Here is a 19,403-nt window from a genome sequence, read left to right as displayed (position 1 = left end):
GGAGTCACCGTGGCGACCCTCGCCGCCGACAGTCTGGTTGCGGCCCGCTATCCGGCGCTGAGTGAAGCTGCTCGCAGTGTGGCGGGGCCCGGTCATCGCAAGCTCGGCACCGTCGGTGGCAATCTCTGCTTCGACACCCGCTGCATCTATTACAACCAAAGCGAATGGTGGCGGCGGGCGAATTCGTACTGCCTGAAGAATCGCGGCGAGACTTGTCACGTCGCCCCGAAGGGCAACCGCTGCCACGCCGCCTTCAGCGGCGATCTTGCGCCGGCCCTGCTGGTGCTCGGCGCCGAGGTCGAGATCGCCGGGCCGGGCGGCCGGCGCCGCATCGCGCTCGCCGAATTGTATGTTGAAGATGGGCGGGCGCATCTCGCGCTGCGGCCAGGCGAGGTCGTTGTTGCGGTTCGGCTGTCGCCCGACCCGCCTGCGTCGCGCTACGTCAAGGTGCGGCAGCGCGGCGCGATCGACTATCCGCTTGCCGGCGTCGCTGTTGCGCTGACACGTTCGGGCTCCAAGATCGGGCAACTTCGCATCGCGCTGACAGGGACCAATTCAAGGCCGTTCCTGCTCGCCGAAACCGCCGCCTTAACGCAGCGGCCGCCCGACGATGCGATGCTGCGCGAGATCGATCGGCTGGTGCAGAAGCAAGTGCAACCGATGCGGACGACGCTGATGCCGGCCAACTACCGGCGCGTCGTCGCGGCGGCCCTGGCGAGCCGCATCACGGCCGAGCTGTTCGCCTCGCTGGCGCTGGTGTAATCTGGATCCATCCACGATCACGCTTCAACGCACGGCCTGCAGCTTGCCGCGCACCGCACTGCGGCCGTCGGTTGCCAGCTTGCGCAACCTTGCGACATCGCGCACCGCGACTTGCGACGCCTCGACAGTGACGCCGATGCTGCGCAGCTTGGCGAAGGCCCGCGACAGCGATTCCGGCGTCAACCCCAACTCACCGGCGATCAGCGCCTTGTCGTAGGGCAGCACAAGCGCGCAGGAGCCGTGCTCGGCGATCGCCAGCGAGGCGAGGAATTCGGCGAGCCGCTGCACCCCGCTCTGCGCCTTGAGCTGTTCGACGCGCTGCACCAGATGGTGCATGTGCTGGCAGATCGAAGCGATCATCGGCACCGAGATATCCGGATTGGCTCGGATGCAGCGGACCAGATGATCAGCAGGGATTCGCGCGACCCGCGCGTCGGTGACGGCTTCGGCGTTGGCCAGATAGCGGTGGCCGGTCAGCGCCGCGGCTTCGGCGAAGCTGCCGCCGCGGCTCATGATCTCGATCACCGCCTCGTCGCCGGCCAGATTGCTGCGAAACAGCTTTACCCAGCCGCTGACGACGATAAAGAAAGCTGTCGCCGGCTCGTCCTGACGCACGATCGATTCGCGCGCTCGCAGGCTGATCGCAGTGGCCGGCGCGATCATGTGCGCGACGGTCTCCGCCTTCAGTCCGCGAAACACGGCGATCCGGGTGATGATCTGCAGATCACCACCGGTGAGCTTCGAAGCCATCGAGAGCGTTTCCAATCTTGGTTACGCCAACTACACCCCAGGCGCGTTTCGCGCTTCCTTGATCGCCATCAACTATTTTGGGCATTCCGGTACGAAATTGTATTGCGTTGCAGCGCGATGCTGCAGAGCAGTGACGGAGCAGCGCCTCCGGAGATGCGTTGAAAACCTGCGAACCGCTGCTAACCTGTGGGCATGGACATTCGGGCGGCGGTGTTTCGGGAGGTCGGCGCGGCGTTACGCATCGAGCGGCTTGTGCTGGACCCGCCGCAGCCGACCGAAGTCTTGGTGCGGCTCGCAGCGATCGGCCTGTGCCGGACGGACTATCACGTGATGCGCGGCGAGCGACGAGTCGCGATGCAGCCGATGGTGCTGGGGCACGAAGCCGCGGGAATCGTCGAGGCGACCGGCGATCAGGTGCAGGGCATCGCGCCGGGCGATCACGTCGTCCTCACCTTCATCCCCGGCTGCGGCCGTTGCCGCTGGTGCCAGCGCGGATTGCATCATCTGTGTGCCGAGGGGCCGCGCATCACCCATGGGCCGCAGCTCGACGGCAGCTTTCGCCGGCGCGACGCCGACGGCCACGGCGTCGGCGCGTTCTGCATGATCGGGGCGTTTGCCGAAGCCACCGTCGTCGATCAGGCCTCGGTGCTGGTGATCGAGAAGGATATTCCGCTCGACCATGCCAGCCTGATCGCGTGTGGCGTTCCGGCCGGTGTCGGTGCGGCGCGCCATCGCGCGCGCGTCAAGCCGGGAGATACGGTGTTGGTGGTCGGCTGCGGCGGCGACGGCATGAACGTGGTGCAGGGCGCAAAACTCTGCGGCGCGTCGATGATCATCGCTGCCGACATCGTCGCACAGAAACTAGAATGGGCGCGGAGCTTCGGCGCCACCCACGGCACCACCGCTCAAGGCGACGAGCTGATCAGCACCGTGCAGGCGTTGACCGAAGGCGTCGGTGTCGATCACGCCTTCGTCTGCATCAACCCAGCCGAAACGCTGCTGCCGGCATTCCGTGCCACCGCCAAGGCCGGCAACGTCGTGGTCACTGCGATCACGCCCGACACCGTCAAGCAGATCGACGTGCCGCCTCTGGAACTGTTCGCCACTCAGAAGGCGATCATGGGCGCGGTGTACGGCTTCGCCAGCCCGCGTCTGCAGATCCCTGAACTGCTCGGCCTGTATCGCCGCGGCGATCTCAAGCTAGGCGAACTGATCAGCCGAACCTATCGGCTCGACGAGATCAACCAAGGCTATGCCGACCTCGAGGCCGGGCGAAACCTGCGCGGCGTGGTGCTGATCGACTGAATTCGTGCAAGCTAACGATAAGAGGAACATAATGGCAGGCTTGAGCCCGACCGGCACGCTGGCGATCGACGGCGCCCAGTTGGAATATCGCTTCACCGGTCCGCAGCCGGATGTCGCACCGACCCTTGTGCTGCTGCACGAAGGCCTCGGTTCGGCGGCGCTGTGGGGCGAGTTTCCGGACCGGCTGGCGGCCGCGACCGGTGTCGGCGTGTTCGCATATTCCCGGGCCGGCTATGGCCGCTCGACGCCGGCCGCGTTGCCGCGCCCGCTCGACTACATGCATCGCGAGGCTCTACAGGTGCTGCCGCGGGTGCTTGACCAGATCGGCTTTCGCCGCGGACTGCTGGTCGGCCACTCCGATGGAGCCTCGATTGCGGCGCTGTATGCGGGCGGCGTCGCCGATCACCGCGTCCGCGGTGTCTCGCTGATCGCGCCGCATTTCATCGTCGAGGACATTTCGGTGGCGTCGATCGCGGCGATCCGGACGATGTACGAGACGACCGAGCTGCGTGCCAAGCTCGCGCGCTGGCACGACGACGTCGACAATGCGTTTTACGGCTGGAACGATGCCTGGCTCGATCCGGCGTTTCGCGCCTGGGACATCGCCGACTCGCTCGCTTACATCAGGGTGCCGCTGCAGATCGTGCAGGGCGAGAACGACCAATACGGAACGATGCGGCAGATCGAGATCGCGCGTTCGGAATGCTATTGCCCGCTCGAAGTCGAGCTGCTCACAGGAGCGGGGCATTCGCCGCATCGCGAAGCCGCCGACGCGACGCTGCGGCTGATCGCCGGCTTCGCGGACCGCATTCTGAGCGGCCATGCCGAGGCGACCGGCGGTCGCGCTGCCTGATCAGCCATCGACAACGGACCAACCCATCTCGCATTAAAATGCATCAAAGTCGCATTTGCGGCTGGACTCCTCGGCAAAAGATGAATTATAATGCATGTTAGAAGCAAGAGGAAACGCAGGGAGCCGCCATGGCCGAGGCCGCAGACACGCGCCCGCTCGCGAACGGAGCTGTGCGGGTCGATTTTCAGACCGAGCCGTCCCGTTACCGGCATTGGAAGCTGACGGTCGATGGCGAGATCGCGACGCTCACCCTCGACGTCGACGAGAACGGCGGCCTGTTTGAAGGTTACCAGCTCAAGCTGAATTCCTACGATCTCGGCGTCGACATCGAACTCGCCGACGCGATGCAGCGGCTGCGGTTCGAACATCCCGCCGTGAAGGTGATCCTGCTACGCTCCGGCAAGAACCGGGTGTTCTGTGCCGGCGCCAATATCCGGATGCTGGCCGGGGCCAGCCACGTCCATAAGGTCAATTTCTGCAAATTCACCAACGAGACCCGCAACGGCATCGAGGATTCGTCGCAGCATTCCGGCCAGCGTAGCATCGCGGTGATCAACGGCACCGCGGCCGGCGGCGGCTACGAACTCGCGCTTGCGGCCGATCATATCATCATGGCCGACGACGGCTCGGCCGCGGTGGCGCTGCCGGAAGTGCCGCTGCTCGCGGTGCTGCCGGGCACCGGCGGCCTGACGCGCGTGATTGATAAGCGCAAGGTTCGCCGCGATCACGCCGACGTGTTCTGTACCATCGAGGAAGGCATCAAGGGCAAGCGCGCGGTGCAGTGGCGACTGGTCGACGACATCGTCGCCACCACCAAGCTCGACGCCAAGGTGGCTGAGCGCGCCCGCGAACTCGCTGCGGCCTCGCCGCGTCGTGGAAGCGGTACGGGCGTGGAGCTGCCCCCGCTGCAGCGCCAATTCGACGATACCAGCGTGCGCTACGGCTTGGTCGGCGTCGAGATCGATCGCGCCGCCCGGATTGCGACGATCACGCTCATCGGTCCGAACGCGGCCCCGCCGGCGTCGGTCGAGGCGCTGCAGGCGCAAGGCGCGGCGTTCTGGCCGTTGCAGCTCGGCCGCGAACTCGACGACGCCATTCTGCATCTGCGGCTGAACGAGCCGGAGCTGGGACTTTGGGTGTTCAAGTCCCACGGCGATGCAACCCAGGTGCTGGCCTACGACGCACTGCTCGAAGCGCATAAGGATCACTGGCTGGTCAACGAGATCCGCCATTTCTGGAAACGCGTGCTGAAGCGCGTCGATGTCACGTCGCGCTCGCTGGTGACGTTGGTGGAGCCGGGCTCATGCTTCGCCGGCACGCTGGCGGAGCTCGTGTTCGCGGCCGACCGCAGCTACATGCTGATCGGCTCGCGTGACGGCGACAACCGCCCGCCGCCGATGCTGACCCTGTCCGCGCTCAACTTCGGTGCCTATCCGATGAGCCACGGTCTCACCCGGCTGCAGTCGCGCTTCCAGGCTGATCCGGCCGACCACGCGGCGGTCCAGAGTAAAACTGGAGAAGCACTCGACGCCGAGGCGGCCGAGACGCTCGGTCTGGTTACGTTTGCGCTCGACGATATCGATTGGGATGACGAGGTCCGCGTCTTTCTGGAAGAGCGCGCATCGTTCTCGCCCGACAGTCTCACCGGCATGGAAGCGAACCTGCGCTTCGTCGGCCCCGAGACGATGGAGTCGAAGATCTTCGCGCGCCTCACTGCCTGGCAGAACTGGATCTTCCAGCGCCCCAATGCGGTCGGCGAGGTCGGCGCGCTGCGCCGTTACGGCAGCGGCCAGAAGCCGCAATTCGACATGACGAGAGTGTGAGCCGTCGCGGCGCATTCGATCGACGCGCACCGGCACAACGCCAGCCGCGTCATTGCGAGCGAGGCGAGGCAATCCAGAATTGTGATGTGCGGAGCTGGATTGCTTCGTCGCTTCGCGCAATGACGACCACAACGTTTGGATACACGAACGAACCGGGAGCCGCCCATGAATATGAACATCATGCACGTCGACTACTCGACCAAGATCCCCAACAACGTCGATCTCGGTTCCGATCGCCAGGTGCTGAAGGCGCTCGAGGGATGGCATCCCGGCTATATCGACTGGTGGAACGACATGGGGCCGGAAGGCTTCCAGGAATCGCTGGTGTATTTGCGCACGGCATACTCGGTCGACCCGCGCGGCTGGGCGAAGTTCGACTACGTCAAGATGCCCGACTATCGCTGGGGCATCCTGCTGGCGCCGAAGGAAGAAGGTCGCGTCGTGCCGTTCGGCCAGCACTACGGTGAGCTGGCCTGGCAGGAGGTGCCGGGTGAACATCGCGCGATGCTGCGCCGGCTGATCGTGATCCAGGGCGACACCGAGCCGGCCTCGGTCGAGCAGCAACGCCATCTCGGCAAGACTGCGCCGTCGCTCTACGACATGCGCAACCTGTTTCAGGTCAACGTCGAAGAGGGGCGCCATCTGTGGGCGATGGTGTACCTGCTGCAGAAGTACTTCGGCCGCGACGGCCGCGAGGAGGCTGACGGCCTGCTGCGCCGCCGCTCAGGTTCGGAGGACGCGCCGCGGATGCTCGGCGCGTTCAACGAGGCGACGCCGGACTGGCTGTCGTTCTTCATGTTCACCTACTTCACCGACCGCGACGGCAAGATGCAGCTTCACAGCCTGGCGCAGTCGGGCTTCGATCCGTTGTCGCGCACCTGCCGCTTCATGCTGACCGAAGAAGCGCACCACATGTTCGTCGGCGAGACCGGCATCAGCCGGGTGGTGCAGCGGACCTGCGAGGCGATGCGCGCCGCCGGCATCACCGACCCGACCGACATCGACAAGGTCCGCGCGCTCGGCGTGATCGACCTGCCGACCGTGCAGAAGAAACTCAATCTGCACTACTCGCTGTCGCTCGATCTGTTCGGCTCCGAAGTCTCGACCAACGCTGCCAATGCGTTCAATGCCGGCATCAAGGGGCGCTTCCACGAGACTCAAATCCAGGACGACCACAAGCTCGAGCACGACACCTATCCGGTGCTGAAGCTGGTGGACGGAGAGATCAAGCGCGTCGACGAGCCGGCGCTGACCGCGCTGAACATGCGGCTGCGCGACGACTACTCGCAGGACTGCGTCAAGGGTCTGCTGCGCTGGAACAAGGTGATCACCACCGCCGGCTACGACTTCCAGCTCAAGCTGCCGCATGTCGCATTCCACCGCCAGATCGGCGAGTTCAAGGACGTCGAAGCGACGCCGGACGGTGTGCTGATCGACCCGGCGGCATGGGCCAAGCGGCGCAACGAATGGCTGCCGTCAAACGACGACGGCGAGTTCATCGCCTCGCTGATGGTGCCGGTGTCGGAGCCCGGGCAGTACGCGCCGTGGATCTCGCCGCCCAAGGTGGGGATCGACAATCGCCCCGGCGATTTCGAATACGTCAAGATCGAGACCTGATCCGCACCAGATCTATGAAGGGCTCGCATCGTGGGCCTGCGCTCAGGCTCGCCCGCCAAACGCCGGGCGGCCCCTAAATTACGGTGATCCGGCGCCGACGTGCAGCGGTCGTCGGCGCTGAGCTGCCGGGAGATCCGGACTCGATCATTGCCGGTCCGATGTACCGCTCGCGGTGTCGTCGATCTCGGATCGCTTGGCAAGCAGTGTTGCGGGAGCGTCGTAGCCTTTACGGCTACTGTAGAATACCAGAACCATCAGGCCGATACCGATCAGCAGCGAAAACCCGATGCCGAGAGCCATCGCCACATAGCCCTGGACCGGGACATCGACATCGCCGGTCACCAGACCTTCGTAGGCAAACACCCCGGCGAGGCCGAGCAGCACGAGCAGGATCAGGATGACGGCCCAGATGGCAATCGGCTTCGTCCCAGGCGGCGACGGACGTTGCGGATCGGTGGTCCTGGCCATGTCGATCGTCTCCGGCTTTCGCTGCGCCGTGAACCGGCCGTTCATGCCTGCCGCAGCCATTGGTTCTGCCGCCACTGGCTGAGTGCCATCACGCCGAGATGGCCGAGCGGCTCGAATACCACGTGCTCGATCGGGACCGTTGCGGCGGCGCGTTTCACCAGCGCGCGGCGCCGGGCGCGGGGCACGTAGCGGTCGAAGCTGCCGACCGAGAACCGGCTCGCCGGGTCGATCCTATCGAGCCATTCGATCGGATTGAGGCCTCGCAGTGCACGGGTGAAATCGCCCAGCGTCACGCCGAGCGCTTCCGCCTGGCGACGCACCCGCCGCGCAGCGGGGCTCTGCCAGATCATCAGGTCGCCGCGGTCGGCGGAGGCGAAGCTCCACAGCGCGGTGTTGTAGCGGCCGGCGAGCAGCGTTGCCGGTACCGACCCCATGCTGAGGCCGACCAGCACCCGTGGGCGTCGGCGCTCGATCTGATCGGCGGCATCTTCGATCACCGACCGATTGGCCCGGGCACAGGCCTCGGGATCGGCGGCGACCACTGCGGCAGGCAACTCGTAACAGAGCCGCCATCGCCGCAGCCCGACCAGACCGAAGTCGAGCGCGGTCTGGAAGCTGGTGCGCCATGGCAGGAAATAGATCGCTCCGTTCGCATCGTTACCGACGATCCGGCGAAACCCATCCTCGGCAGCCATGACGCGGGCCATCAGTAGGTGTTGGTGCCGTAGGTCGCTGCACGCGACGACAGCAGTCGGGACAACGGCACGATCTGATACGCCGCCGAAATCGCAACCAGGATGTACACGATCCGTGCGGCGGCCGAGGAGGTCGCTGTCTCGTGGGCGCCGTTGCCGAGAATGGCGGTTACGAGATCGAAATCGAACAGGCCGACGAGACCCCAGTTCAGGCCCCCGATGATGACCAGCAGAAGCGTCAGGATGTTGATGATGCGCATGGCTTTCTCCGTTGATGTGCCGATCCAACGCGCGCTGCGATCGGCTCGTTCCTAATCCCCGTTATGATGGCCGTTTGGAGTCGTTCTGTTTCTCGATGGAATCAGGACCGTGCTTCGGCGTGCGCGCACCAGGCGCAACCTCATGTGGCGCCCCGGATGCGCGCCGGGGCACCGAGCTGCGTAGCCTGCCGAACTGGTCAGATAAACGGCTTGCCGCCGGTCACCGCGACCGTCGTGCCGGATGTGTAGCTCGAAAGCGGATCGGCCAGCATCACGTAGGCGGTGGCGAGTTCGGCGGGTTGCCCGGCGCGGCCGAGCGGGACCTGCTTGCCGAAATTCGTCACCGAATCCTCTGGCATCGTCGATGGAATCAGCGGCGTCCAGATCGGACCGGGCGCGACCGCATTGGCGCGGATACCCTTGCTCGCCAACATCTGCGCCAGGCCGCCGGTGAAATTCTGGATCGCGCCTTTCGTGGTCGCATACGCCAGCAGGATCGGGTTCGGCATGTCGGAATTGACCGAGGCGGTGTTGATGATCGAGCTGCCGGGCTTCATGTGCGGCACCGCCGCCTTGGTCAGATAGAACATCGCGTGGATGTTGATCGCGAATGTCGTCTGCCATTCCTCGTCGCTGATCTCGCCGATGTCCTCGAACGTCGCCTGATGCGCCGCGTTGTTGACCAGGATGTCGATGCCGCCGAGCTCTTCGACAGCGCGGGCGACGATCTTGCGGCAGTGCTCGGGCTGGCTGATATCGCCGGCGACGAGCACGACCCTGCGTCCCTCGGCCTCGACCAGTGCCTTGACCTGCTGCGCGTCATCGTCCTCGCTCAGATAGGAAATCAGCAGATCGGCGCCTTCGCGAGCGTAAGCGATCGCCACCGCGCGGCCGATGCCGCTGTCGCCGCCGGTGATCACCGCGACCTTTCCGGTCAATCGGTTCGAGCCCTTGTAGCTGTGCTCGCCGTGATCGGGACGCGGTGTCATTTGCTCAGTTGCGCCCGGCATGTGTTGGCGCTGGCTGGGATACGGCGGCTCTGGATAGGTCTGTGTCATCGAAAAGCACTCCCACGTGGCGGATCGCTAACCGCGGGAGAGCGCTGCTGTTCCTGGTAGGGCAGGTGTGGTTCGCTCAGGACCGGAACAGCGCAGTGATGACTGCCTCGGGTTCGGCCGGCTTTTCGAACCTGACGATGTGCTCGAACCGCGCCGGAATGGTGTGGTGATCGTAGCCAGTCGTGAACACGAAGCGAATGCCGCGCGCGATGAGTTCGTCCGCAAGCGGGAAAACCATCTCCCCCTGCAGATTGATGTCGAGCACCGCGGCGTCGCAATGCGCGCTCGATGCCAGTGCCGCGAGCGCATCGTCGACTCGCGAGAACGGTCCGACCACATCGGCACCGCTCTCCTCGAATTTCCGTGCCATGTCGTCGGCAATGAAGTACTCGTCCTCGACCAGAAGGAACCTCCGCCCCGACAGCACTCCAGAGCGACCCGTCATCGCGCCTGCTCCCGTTCGGTCGTATCGAGCGCCAGGCTGAATGTGCACCGCGCGCTGACGTTCGTGGATCCGAATGTGATGGTCAGGTTCAGGGCGTGATGCCATACGACGCCTGACGGTCGGCAGAGGTGGCTCGGGAGGTCGTCGAGGTCGTCGTTGTAAGGCGCGGATTCACGGCGGTCGCGGGTGAGCCGTGTCGGGAGTGCCGCTCCGGACGATGATCCAGCGTGGCCGCGGGGAGAGACGCTGCGTCGATTCGCCCGGGGCGCTATTCTTGCCTGGCGGTCTTTCAGCGCCGCGCCTCGCGCGACTCCAGCCACGCGAGCATTCCCAACGCGGCCTGCGTCGATCTGGCGCGGCGCTCCCAGTTCTCCTGCGCCTCGGGATCGCCGCTCTGCTCGGCCTCCTGCTGCCACCGATAGGAAAGTGCGGACAGCCGTTGTTCGAGCGACAGATGCTGTTTGGTGCGGTTGCGACGCTGTTTCACGCTGATCCCTTTCGCTTGTTAGGATCAGCCTAGTTGTATCCCGGCGTTGATGCATTCACCTATGCTAATTATCGGATCGCGCGTGAAACGGGCGGTCGTCGCACCATTGTCAAGACTCCTTGACAATGGTGCGTTCGAGCTGCCGACCGATCCGTCCGGACAGTGGAAAGCGGATCGTACATCGCAGCCCGTCCGGCTCGAAGGCGAGGTCGGTTTCCGCCCTGAGTTCGTATACCAACGTGCGCGTCAGCACTTCGGTACCGAAGCCGTTGTGAGAAGGAGCGCCTGCGATCGCCGTGTCGGTCTCCTTCCAGATGAAAGTCAGAATGGAATCCGAGCCTTCACCGTCCACGCTCCAGGTGATGTCGATCGTGCCGCCGTTGCCGAGCGCGCCGTGCTCGACGGCGTTGACGGCGAGTTCGTGTACCGCGAGTGCGACGACCTGGCCGGCGCGCGGCTGCAGATGCAGATCGGGCCCGGCGATCGTCGTTCGGTCGCCGTCGCGTGCCTGATAGTGCAACAGCTCGTCGGCGAGCAGCTTGTGGAGATCGATCGCGCCTTGCTCGTCGGCAATAGCTTGGGCGCGCATCAGGGCGTCGAGGCGATCTTCGAGATGGCCGACATAAGAATCCAGATCGCGCTGGGTGCCGGCCGACTTGCGCACGATCGTTCGCAGCATCGCCATGGTGCTGCGAAACCGGTGGCGTAGCTCCCCGGGCGCATCGCGCTTGTCGAGCAGGCACCGTAGCCGGCGGTTGTCCGCCTCGAGCTCGGCGATGCGAGTGGGAAGATCATCGTTCGGCATCTGCTACTCACCGCGAAGTCTGGCCAACGTCCGAGACGTGGGTAGAGTTCAGCAGCGAAAGCGAGCCGAACGGGTGCAAATATCCGTTGTCGAAGAACGACAATTCCCGCAGACCGTCGAGGTCGCGGATCGTCAATCGACGGCCGCGTAACGAAATCATGCCTGTCCTTCTCAACTCTTGCAGCGAACGATTGATGTGAACCATCGACAGGCCGAGCAAGTCACCGAGATCGGCTTGGGTGACGGGCATGTCGTAGGAGATTTCGTCCTCGTCGACGAGGCCGATCATCGTCAGCCGCAGATGCAATTCGCAGAACAGGTGACCCAGTCGTTCGGTGGCGGTGCGTCGACCAAGGCTGACCAGATGCTCGCGGTCGATCGCGGACGCGACTAATAGATCCCACCACAACGCCTCCTCGATCCGCGGACTGGCGCTGGCGGCGGCACGGATCGCCTCCGGGCGGATCTGGGCGATCACCACCGGCGTCAGTGCTGCGACGCCGTGATCCATGAAGCGTGGGAGAACACCGAAGGGCTCGCACAGATCGCCGGGCAAGAACAAGGACACGATCTGGCGGCGGCCGTTTTCCAGCGTGATGTAGCGGCAAGCCCAGCCGTCGAGCACGAGCGGCAGATAGCGGGGCTCTCCACCGAACGGAACCACGTCCTCGCGCGCTCCGACCGCACGGGTCGACTGGGTGAGACGAACGAGAAGCTCCTCGCTGTCCTTGGTCAGTCGTGCCCCGTGTCGGAGTTTACGCAGGAAAGGATGAACCATCGGGGCGCCTCTGCCAAGCAAGCCGCCGTCGAGGCGAAACGACCACCACGGCCGCGAGCTGGATCGATCTGGTTGCCATCTGCCTCATGCCACCCGAGTATGTCGTGTCAGCCCCGGTTCCGCCACCCGTCGCTTGTGGCCGGCGCACCGGTAGCGGGCGAGTCATATCGCGAACGGCTCTCGGACAACCCCGGCTTAACAGAACGGTTCCAGTGGCGATGTCGGCTTCGGTCGCCAGCTCTGCCACGCCTTTACCTATGTTAGAGACCCTTCGGGCGAGCAGGCTATACTTCAGATCAGCGCCGCGGGCGGGCATGCGGCGTCGATCTTTTTGGGGGGCCGAGCGATCGCTCTGGCTGTGTCGATCGATGATAGAACACGACTTCGACAGCCGTACCCTGGCCAACATGGAAGTCGCGCTCGACCGGATTTGCGGAACGTTGCGCGATGGGCAGGACCATGCGGTGCGGGCCCGCGTCGCCGAGGCGATCTTGGCATCCGCCCGTAACGGCCGCCAGTCGCTGGGTGAGTTGGAGGCCGCAGGCCGCCGAGCATCGCGCGGCCTCGCTGATCAGGCAGACGGCGGTTGAGTATCGCGCGAGGTCGATGACGGGCGACGCTCAGGTGGCAAATGGCACCAGCGCTACGATACGCCGGGTATTGCGATCGACGATCACCAGCCGGTCGGCCACGACCAGACACTGAGCGCCCCAATAGCCGTTCATGATCTCCGGGACCTCCGGCGGCAGATCGCTCACGGCGATCTGCTCCGGCACCAGCGCGCCGATCATCAGTTCGAACCTCGCCGCGTCGGTTCGCGCCAATTCGCTGTTGGCGATCACTGCGGCGACCTGGCTGCGCTGATCGTCGGACAACGACAATGGTTGCGCCGAGCTCTTGATCGCGCGCTCGCGTTCTCCGGCGACGCCGGGCTGACCGCCGGGATCGGTTTTGCCGACAGTGCTTTCGCCGGAGCGTTGCGCTTGCTTGCTGGGAAGGGTGGTCAGATCGCTGCTGTCCCCGCCGCCCGCACTGCCCGGCGCCCGGCCGAGCGGGTTGTCGAGAAACGACCAGCCGAGCACCGCGAGAAACAGCACCGCCGCCACGACGGCGGCGCCCAGCATCATCCGCTGATTGCCGCCGAGGCCGCCGCCACCGCCGGGTCGCCCATTTTGATCAGCCATGCATGGATACCGCTGGTTGGATATGAAACAGGTCGCGGTGAGCGCGGGAGGCCGCGCTCACCAGTGCCGGCCTCATTCGGCCGCAGCAGCCTTGCTGTTGATCTGCTCGCTCTGCGCGCCCGACTGCGGCCGCGCCGGCCCGAGCACGGGCTCCTCGCCGAGCGGTTCGAAATGACCGGCGTAGAACTCGCCGCGGCCGTCGATCGAGGCCCCTGTGGAGAACCGTCCCTCCGGCGGCGGGGTGCCGTTCCGCGAGGTGCCCATCATGAAGTAGCTGAAGCGCTGATGCTCCTCGCGCTGATCGAAGCTGTTCGGAATCGGCAGCGCGGCTGTGCCGCCGAGTTCCTCGATCACCGCCAGCCATTGCTGCTGATGCATGGTGTCGCGCGCGATCATGAAGTGCAGCATGTCGCGCATTCCGGGATCCGAGGTCGAGTTGAACAGCCGCACCGCCAGCGTCCGGCCGGTGGCCTCCGCGGCGACGTTGCAATACATGTCGGCGGCGATGTTGCCACTGGCATAGATGTGGGAGCAGTCGAACGGGACGCCGTCCGAATTGGCCGGGAAGGCGGCGAGGCCGGTCGACAGCAGATGGCGCTGCATCATGCCTTCCAGCACCTGGCGGGTGCTCTCGCCACCCATCACGGCGCCGACCACCTTGTCCGCCGCACCTTCTTCCTGCGCGCTCAGCGGGGCGTCCTCGAGGTTCAACGCCACCGCGGTCGCCAGCATCTCGACGTGCCCCATTTCCTCGGTCGCGGTGTTGAGCAGCAGGTCGCGATATTTGTTGTTGGGCGCGCGGGCGCCCACGCTTGGAAGAAGTACTGCAGACAGACCCGGATCTCGCCTTCGATGCCGCCAATCGCCTGCTGAAGCTGTCGGGCGAAAAGAGGATCGGGCTTCTCGACACGGACAGGATATTGCAGCCGCTTGTCATGGTAGTACATCGAGTGTTTCCTTTCGAGCTCTGGGCGTTGGGAAGATGCGGCCCGGAGCCGCACCACCGCTGCTCCGCAAACCGAACGTCCGGACCATCGTTCCTAATCTCGTTGGCTGCGGTGTTCGGGCCCCGCGCGCAGATGTCGGCTTGTGCCCGAACGGCGATGCGGATCCGGATCACGGCAGGAACGATCGCGATGTTCGGTGCTTAAGGTAGCCATGAACGACGACAAGCTCGACGCGAAGCGAACCGGAAACGAGCCCGCCCCGCTCCTGTTGCTGGCGGTAGCGCTGGTTCCCCTGATCGGCATTGTGGCGTGGTTGCTGGGCCTGTTCGGCTGAGCCTCAGGCCCGACGCGGCGAAACTATCGGTGTCGTAACCATCGCTTGTAGCCGCAACGCGTCGCCCGGCGCCGCGCTCTTCTGGTCGTTGTCGAAATAGACGTATACGTCCGCGCCGGCGCGCTTCCATGCCTTCGCCCGCTCGGCCCAGTGCTGCAATGTCGCGATCGGATAGCGCCCCTTGTAGCGGCCGCCGGGGCCGTGGCCGCGGATATAGACGAAGTCCGCCGTCCGGCGCCACGGCGCCGGCGCATCGTGATGATCCGAAAAACACAACGCCGCATTGGCTTCGCGGAGCAGGCCGAGCACCTGCGGCGTGTACCAGCTCGAATGCCGAAATTCGAACACGTAGCGCCGCTGCGGCGACAACATCTGCAGGAAGTCTCCGAGTCGCTGGATGTCGGCCTGAAATTGCGGCGGCAATTGAAACAGAATCGGACCGGCCTTGCGCTTCAGCAGCGCCAGGCGGTCCTCCATCAGGGCGAGGCTGTTCGCAGATTTGCCCGACAGCCGCTTCCAATGCGTGATGAACTTCGACGCTTTCCAGGCGAACACGAAATCCTTCCCGGTCTGGTCGTGCCAGGATCGCACCGCGGTCGGCGTCGGTGTGCGGTAGAACACCCCGTTAAGTTCAGTGGTCGCGAGCTGGCTGGCGTAGTATTGCAGTTGATGCTTGGCCGGTAAGCCGTCGGGGAAGAACGGTCCCCGCCACGACTGGTAATGCCATCCAGAGGTGCCGATCAGGATTCGCGCCAAGGCGATGCGCTCCATTTGTCTCCGCGACAAGCGCACAGCGCCTCACTGGTTCCGAACGTGGCGAGGAACGCGCCACGATGCTGCCGGTTGAGCGCAGAACCACCGGAGCATGTCATGACCGAACAACGTCCCTTCGCCGTCGTCACCGGAGCGTCCACCGGCATCGGATTCGAACTCGCCAAATGCTGCGCCCAGGGCGGTTTCGATCTGCTGATCGTCGCCGACGAGCCGGAGATCGAGACGGCGGCGGCCGAACTACGCGCCTCCGGTGTCTCGATCGATGCGGTGCAGGCCGATCTGTCGACCGAGGGCGGCGTCGATCGCCTGGTTGCCGCCACCAAGGGGCGGCAGGTCGACGCGTTGCTTGCCAACGCCGGCCGCGGACTCGGACACGCCTTTCTCGACCAGGACATTGATGCCGCCCGCCACGTCATCGACACCAACGTCACCGGCTCGGTGCTGCTGGTGCACCGCGTCGGCAACGATATGCGCCGGCGCAATTCGGGCCGCATCCTCATCACCGGCTCGGTCGCCGGCTTCACGCCGGGCAGTTTCCAGGCGGTCTACAACGCCACCAAATCGTTTCTGAACTCGTTTTCCTTCGCGCTGCGCGACGAGTTGAAGGATACCGAGGTGACCGTCACCTGCCTGATGCCCGGACCGACCGAGACCGCGTTCTTTCGCCGCGCCGACCTGTTGGACACCGCGGTCGGCACCGCCGAGAAGGACGACGCCGGCGAAGTTGCCCGGATCGGTTTCGATGCGATGATGAATGGCGAGGGCGATGTCGTCAGCGGCTGGAAGAACAAGCTGCAGACGGCGGCGGCCAGCGTCATCCCGTCCGGCGTGCTGGCCAGCCAGCATCGCAAGATGGCCGAGCCCGGCAGCGCCAAGAGCTAGCGCTAAGAGCTAGCGTCAAGAGCTGAAGCGACGGTGACGCAGGGCGCAAATTGCGACGCCGAGCCGGCGGTCGCTGCGATGACGCCGCAGCGATCCCGTAGTGATCAACTCTTCTGAGCCAGTGCGCGCTTCGCCGTCGCCGACTGGTTGACCGGGGGCGAGAGCCTCGATCATGTCGTCGAACCCGGTCTGCCATCGGTGAGCGAGCGCGTGCCGGGAGAAGTTGAAGCTCTTCTCCGGCCCCGGCTCGCTCGGTAGTCGCAGTGGAACGCGGCAGGTCGCCCACGGTTCTCAGTGCAACACATGGAAATCGTGTTGGAGAATCGTGTTGCGCATTGTTCCGACCCGGATTCACGGAGCGATCGACTACCCGGTATCGTTGCTGGTGCTGGTCCTGCCGTTCGCGGCGGGCGGGCAGGGCGCGGTGTGCTGGCTGTTCGTCGCGATCGGCTGCGCCGGCATCGGCTACAGCCTGATCACTGACTACGAATGGGGCGCGCTGCGGCTGCTGCCGATGCCGTGGCATCTGGCGCTCGACGTGGTGTTCGGCGTCGCGCTGCTCGCGGTCGGCGCGCTGCTCGGTTTCTCGCCGCTCGGCGTGATCAGTTTTGTCGTCGGCGCTGCGGCGCTGGCGCTCGCAGCCATCACCGAGCCGGACCCGCGTCGGGCGAGCCGCATGGCATGATGATCAAGCCCGCCCCAGTGGAGCCGATCGAATCCGCCGTTCACCTCTGCGTCGATATGCAGCGTATCTTCGCCCGCGGCGGCGTTTGGGAGACGCCGTGGATGGAGCGCGTGCTGCCGGTGGTCGCCGACATTGCGGCGCGCTACGCATCGTCGACGATCTTCACCCGGTTCGTCACACCGGAACACCCGGAGCAGCGGCCGGGACGCTGGCGACGCTACTATCGGCGCTGGGAGGCGGCGCTGCGGCCGAACCTCGCGCCTGGACAGCTCGATCTGGTGCCTGAACTGCGGCGGCTGGTGCCGCCTGCGCGCATCGTCGACAAGCCGGTATACTCCGCCTTCAAGCATGCGGATCTGGCGTCGCTGCTCGCGGACCGCGGCATCGGCACGGTGGTGATCACAGGCGCGGAGACCGACGTGTGCGTCCTGGCCACCGTGCTCGACGCGGTCGACCTCGGGTTTCGCGTCGTGCTGGTCGAGGACGCGCTGTGCAGCTCGTCCGATCCTGGCCATGACGCACTGATGACGATGTATCGAACGCGATACGGCCAGCAGATCGATCTTCTCGGCCGGAACGAGCTGTTCGATCTGTGGCGGCCCTGAAGCCGGACGATGTGCCGGTTCCGATAGGAACGCTGCACATTCGCTCACGTTGAATGCGCGATCGTTTCAACTGGAGACTGAAGAATGGCTCAGGACGCACGAGAGATCTTTGTTACCGGGCTTCGAAATGCCCACGCCATGGAAACGCAGGCGCGCGAGATGATGGAGCGCCAGTCCGAGCGGCTGGACGACTATCCGGAAGTCAAGGCCCGCGTGCAGCAGCATTTGCGGGAAACCGAAGGCCAGCTTCAGCGTCTCGACGAGTGCCTGTCGGCCTGTGGCGAAAGCGCCTCCACGCTGAAGGACGTCACGCAATCGTTCATGGGCAACATGGCGGCGCTGGCCCACACCGTGATGCCCGATGAGATCCTCAAGAATACCTTCGCCAACAATGCCTTCGAGCATTTCGAAATCGCCGCCTACAAATCCTTGCTGTCGCTCGCCGACATCGCCGGCGTCAGCTCGGCCAAGCCGCTGCTGCAGGCTTCGCTGAAGGAAGAAGAGGCGATGGCTGCATGGATCGATCAGAACATCGACAGCGTCACTCGTTCCTACGTTCAGGCTCAGGCAGCCTGAGCGCGCGAACCCAATTGATCTTGAACGCGGTGGCCGGGCTCAGCCCGGCCATTCCTTTGCGAGGGCTCATTGCGCAAGAGCGAATTCCGGTTCCGCGCAATGACCGCGACCACGCTCACTCACGGCCTCATCACCACCTTGATGCAGCCGTCCTTCTTGTCGCGGAAGGTCTTGTACAGCTCCGGGCCTTCCTCGAGCGTGGCGCGGTGGGTGATGACGAAAGAGGGGTCGATCTCGCCCTGTTCGATGCGGCCGAGGAGTTGCGGCAGATAGTGCTGCACCGGGGTTTGCGCCATGCGCATCGTCAAGCCGCGGTTGATCGCCGAGCCCATCGGGATCTTGTCGAGCAGTCCGCCATAGACGCCGACGATCGATACCGTGCCGAAGTTGCGGCAGCAGTGGATCGCTTGGCGCAGCACGTGCGGCCGGTCGGTGCCCATGAAGGTCGCCATCTTCACCCGGTCGACCATCGAGTCGAAACTGGCTGTGGCAGACGCTTCAGTGCCGACCGCATCGATGCAGGCATCGGCGCCGCGGCCATTGGTGAGATCCTGGATCTTATCGTAGACGTCGTCGTCCATGAAGTCGATGGCGATCGCACCTGATTGCTGCGCCAACTCCATCCGCTCCGGCACCGTGTCGATCGCGATCACCCGCTCTGCGCCGAGCAGGAACGCGCTCTTGATCGCCATCTGGCCGACCGGGCCGCAGCCCCACACCGCCACGGTTTCGCCGCCCTTCAGGTTGCAGAAGTCCGCCGCCATGAAGCCGGTCGGAAAAATGTCGGACAGGAACAGCACCTGCTCGTCGGTCAATCCGTCCGGCACCTTGATCGGGCCGACGTCGGCATAGGGCACCCGCAGATATTCGGCCTGGCCGCCGGCATAACCGCCGAGCATGTGCGAGTAGCCGAACAGCCCGGCCGGCGAATGACCCCACATCTTCTCCGCCGCCTTGGCGTTCGGGTTCGAACGCTCGCACCCGGAGTAGAAGCCGCGCCGGCAGAAGAAGCACTCGCCGCAAGAGATGGTGAACGGAACGACCACCCGGTCGCCGACCTTCAGCTTGGTGTTGTCGGCGCCGACTTCGACGACTTCGCCCATGGTCTCGTGGCCGAGCACATCACCGCTCTGCATCGACGGCATGATGCCGTCCATCAGGTGCAAGTCCGAGCCGCAGATCGCACACGCCGTCACCTTGATGATCGCATCGCGGCCGTGCTCGATCTTCGGGTCCGGCACGCTCTCGCAGCGGATGTCGTTCTTGCCGTGCCAGGTCAGCGCTTTCATCTACAGCTCCTCGTCGTTGAT

The 19,403-nt window shown here is 64.9% G+C and carries 24 protein-coding genes and 1 pseudogene; 12 read left to right on the top strand and 13 right to left on the bottom strand.

Annotation, left to right across the window (positions count from 1 at the left end; genetic code table 11):
- Positions 1-762: 4-hydroxybenzoyl-CoA reductase subunit beta (gene hcrB, locus DU475_RS09455; RefSeq protein WP_164631915.1), on the top strand; the 762-nt coding region annotated here is incomplete at its 5' end.
- Between the two features lie 24 nt (positions 763-786).
- Here the strand turns inward: hcrB and DU475_RS09450 are convergent.
- Complete coding sequence (locus DU475_RS09450) at positions 787-1,512, bottom strand: Crp/Fnr family transcriptional regulator (protein WP_047309631.1); 726 nt, start codon at positions 1,510-1,512, stop codon at positions 787-789.
- A 192-nt stretch (positions 1,513-1,704) separates the two neighbouring features.
- Here DU475_RS09450 and DU475_RS09445 point away from each other — a divergent pair, with 192 nt between their 5' ends.
- The 4 genes from DU475_RS09445 to boxB all read left to right on the top strand — a co-directional run bounded on the left by DU475_RS09445 (position 1,705) and on the right by boxB (position 7,110).
- A complete protein-coding gene (locus tag DU475_RS09445; protein ID WP_164631913.1) occupies positions 1,705-2,817 on the top strand; it encodes a Zn-dependent alcohol dehydrogenase in 1,113 nt (370 codons plus the stop codon).
- Between the two features lie 31 nt (positions 2,818-2,848).
- Entirely contained in the window at positions 2,849-3,670 is an 822-nt protein-coding gene (locus DU475_RS09440; protein WP_164631911.1) for an alpha/beta fold hydrolase, read from the top strand.
- Positions 3,671-3,798: 128 nt separating this feature from the next.
- Entirely contained in the window at positions 3,799-5,493 is a 1,695-nt protein-coding gene (boxC, locus tag DU475_RS09435; RefSeq protein ID WP_164631909.1) for a 2,3-epoxybenzoyl-CoA dihydrolase, read from the top strand.
- A gap of 165 nt (positions 5,494-5,658) precedes the next feature.
- Complete coding sequence (boxB, locus tag DU475_RS09430; RefSeq protein WP_164631907.1) at positions 5,659-7,110, top strand: benzoyl-CoA 2,3-epoxidase subunit BoxB; 1,452 nt, start codon at positions 5,659-5,661, stop codon at positions 7,108-7,110.
- A 144-nt stretch (positions 7,111-7,254) separates the two neighbouring features.
- Here the strand turns inward: boxB and DU475_RS09425 are convergent, their stop codons facing one another.
- From DU475_RS09425 to DU475_RS09390, 8 genes are all read right to left on the bottom strand, one after another.
- A complete protein-coding gene (locus DU475_RS09425; protein ID WP_142882098.1) occupies positions 7,255-7,578 on the bottom strand; it encodes a hypothetical protein in 324 nt (107 codons plus the stop codon).
- Between the two features lie 41 nt (positions 7,579-7,619).
- Entirely contained in the window at positions 7,620-8,273 is a 654-nt protein-coding gene (locus tag DU475_RS09420) for an alpha/beta fold hydrolase (RefSeq protein ID WP_234713402.1), read from the bottom strand.
- 11 nt (positions 8,274-8,284) lie between these two features.
- Positions 8,285-8,533, bottom strand: coding sequence for a DUF378 domain-containing protein (locus DU475_RS09415; RefSeq protein ID WP_142882099.1), 249 nt, complete (start codon positions 8,531-8,533; stop codon positions 8,285-8,287).
- Positions 8,534-8,730: 197 nt separating this feature from the next.
- A complete protein-coding gene (locus tag DU475_RS09410) occupies positions 8,731-9,591 on the bottom strand; it encodes an SDR family oxidoreductase (RefSeq protein ID WP_164631905.1) in 861 nt (286 codons plus the stop codon).
- 76 nt (positions 9,592-9,667) lie between these two features.
- A complete protein-coding gene (locus DU475_RS09405) occupies positions 9,668-10,036 on the bottom strand; it encodes a response regulator (RefSeq protein WP_164631903.1) in 369 nt (122 codons plus the stop codon).
- Positions 10,037-10,325: 289 nt separating this feature from the next.
- Positions 10,326-10,523, bottom strand: coding sequence for a hypothetical protein (locus DU475_RS09400; protein WP_013503766.1), 198 nt, complete (start codon positions 10,521-10,523; stop codon positions 10,326-10,328).
- 109 nt (positions 10,524-10,632) lie between these two features.
- Entirely contained in the window at positions 10,633-11,328 is a 696-nt protein-coding gene (locus DU475_RS09395) for an HWE histidine kinase domain-containing protein (RefSeq protein ID WP_164631901.1), read from the bottom strand.
- Positions 11,329-11,335: 7 nt separating this feature from the next.
- The gene (locus DU475_RS09390; protein ID WP_047309640.1) at positions 11,336-12,106 is read right to left on the bottom strand and encodes a Crp/Fnr family transcriptional regulator; all 771 of its coding nucleotides are present in this window, start codon (positions 12,104-12,106) and stop codon (positions 11,336-11,338) included.
- Positions 12,107-12,474: 368 nt separating this feature from the next.
- Between DU475_RS09390 and DU475_RS09385 the strand changes: the two genes are divergently transcribed.
- On the top strand, positions 12,475-12,696 hold the full coding sequence (locus tag DU475_RS09385) for a hypothetical protein (protein ID WP_164631899.1): 222 nt from the start codon (positions 12,475-12,477) through the stop codon (positions 12,694-12,696).
- Between the two features lie 30 nt (positions 12,697-12,726).
- Here the strand turns inward: DU475_RS09385 and DU475_RS09380 are convergent, their stop codons facing one another.
- A complete protein-coding gene (locus DU475_RS09380; RefSeq protein ID WP_164631897.1) occupies positions 12,727-13,290 on the bottom strand; it encodes a DUF1236 domain-containing protein in 564 nt (187 codons plus the stop codon).
- Between the two features lie 72 nt (positions 13,291-13,362).
- A pseudogene (locus DU475_RS09375) lies at positions 13,363-14,216 on the bottom strand (manganese catalase family protein).
- Between DU475_RS09375 and DU475_RS24265 the strand changes: the two are divergent.
- Together DU475_RS24265 and DU475_RS24460 are read left to right on the top strand one after the other, a co-directional pair.
- Positions 14,103-14,441: a hypothetical protein gene (locus DU475_RS24265; protein WP_246700284.1), complete on the top strand. Its 339-nt coding sequence runs from the start codon at positions 14,103-14,105 to the stop codon at positions 14,439-14,441. The pseudogene DU475_RS09375 and the gene DU475_RS24265 overlap by 114 nt on opposite strands.
- 7 nt (positions 14,442-14,448) lie before the next feature.
- A complete protein-coding gene (locus tag DU475_RS24460) occupies positions 14,449-14,571 on the top strand; it encodes a hypothetical protein (RefSeq protein ID WP_013503762.1) in 123 nt (40 codons plus the stop codon).
- A 3-nt stretch (positions 14,572-14,574) separates the two neighbouring features.
- On the opposite strand, the gene DU475_RS09370 is transcribed toward DU475_RS24460, so the two are convergent.
- The gene (locus tag DU475_RS09370; RefSeq protein WP_164631916.1) at positions 14,575-15,327 is read right to left on the bottom strand and encodes a DUF72 domain-containing protein; all 753 of its coding nucleotides are present in this window, start codon (positions 15,325-15,327) and stop codon (positions 14,575-14,577) included.
- Between the two features lie 114 nt (positions 15,328-15,441).
- Between DU475_RS09370 and DU475_RS09365 the strand changes: the two genes are divergently transcribed.
- The 4 genes from DU475_RS09365 (at position 15,442) to DU475_RS09350 (ending at position 18,093) form a co-directional block, all read left to right on the top strand.
- Positions 15,442-16,227, top strand: coding sequence for an SDR family NAD(P)-dependent oxidoreductase (locus tag DU475_RS09365; RefSeq protein ID WP_164631896.1), 786 nt, complete (start codon positions 15,442-15,444; stop codon positions 16,225-16,227).
- A 328-nt stretch (positions 16,228-16,555) separates the two neighbouring features.
- A complete protein-coding gene (locus DU475_RS09360) occupies positions 16,556-16,912 on the top strand; it encodes a hypothetical protein (RefSeq protein ID WP_164631895.1) in 357 nt (118 codons plus the stop codon).
- Positions 16,909-17,517 (top strand): isochorismatase family protein, encoded by a 609-nt coding sequence (locus DU475_RS09355; RefSeq protein WP_013503758.1) that lies wholly within the window; start codon positions 16,909-16,911, stop codon positions 17,515-17,517. The genes DU475_RS09360 and DU475_RS09355 overlap by 4 nt, the downstream gene beginning before the upstream one ends.
- 84 nt (positions 17,518-17,601) lie before the next feature.
- Entirely contained in the window at positions 17,602-18,093 is a 492-nt protein-coding gene (locus tag DU475_RS09350; RefSeq protein ID WP_013503757.1) for a ferritin-like domain-containing protein, read from the top strand.
- 119 nt (positions 18,094-18,212) lie between these two features.
- On the opposite strand, the gene DU475_RS09345 is transcribed toward DU475_RS09350, so the two are convergent.
- Positions 18,213-19,382, bottom strand: a complete 1,170-nt coding sequence (locus DU475_RS09345) for a zinc-dependent alcohol dehydrogenase (protein WP_041808043.1) — start codon at positions 19,380-19,382, stop codon at positions 18,213-18,215.
- Positions 19,383-19,403: the final 21 nt, after the last annotated feature.

It is taken from the genome of Rhodopseudomonas sp. WA056 (assembly GCF_010906995.1).
GTDB lineage: Bacteria > Pseudomonadota > Alphaproteobacteria > Rhizobiales > Xanthobacteraceae > Rhodopseudomonas > Rhodopseudomonas palustris_G.
The sequence above is the reverse complement of the archived record's forward strand: the minus strand, read 5'-3'. Positions and strand labels throughout refer to the sequence as shown.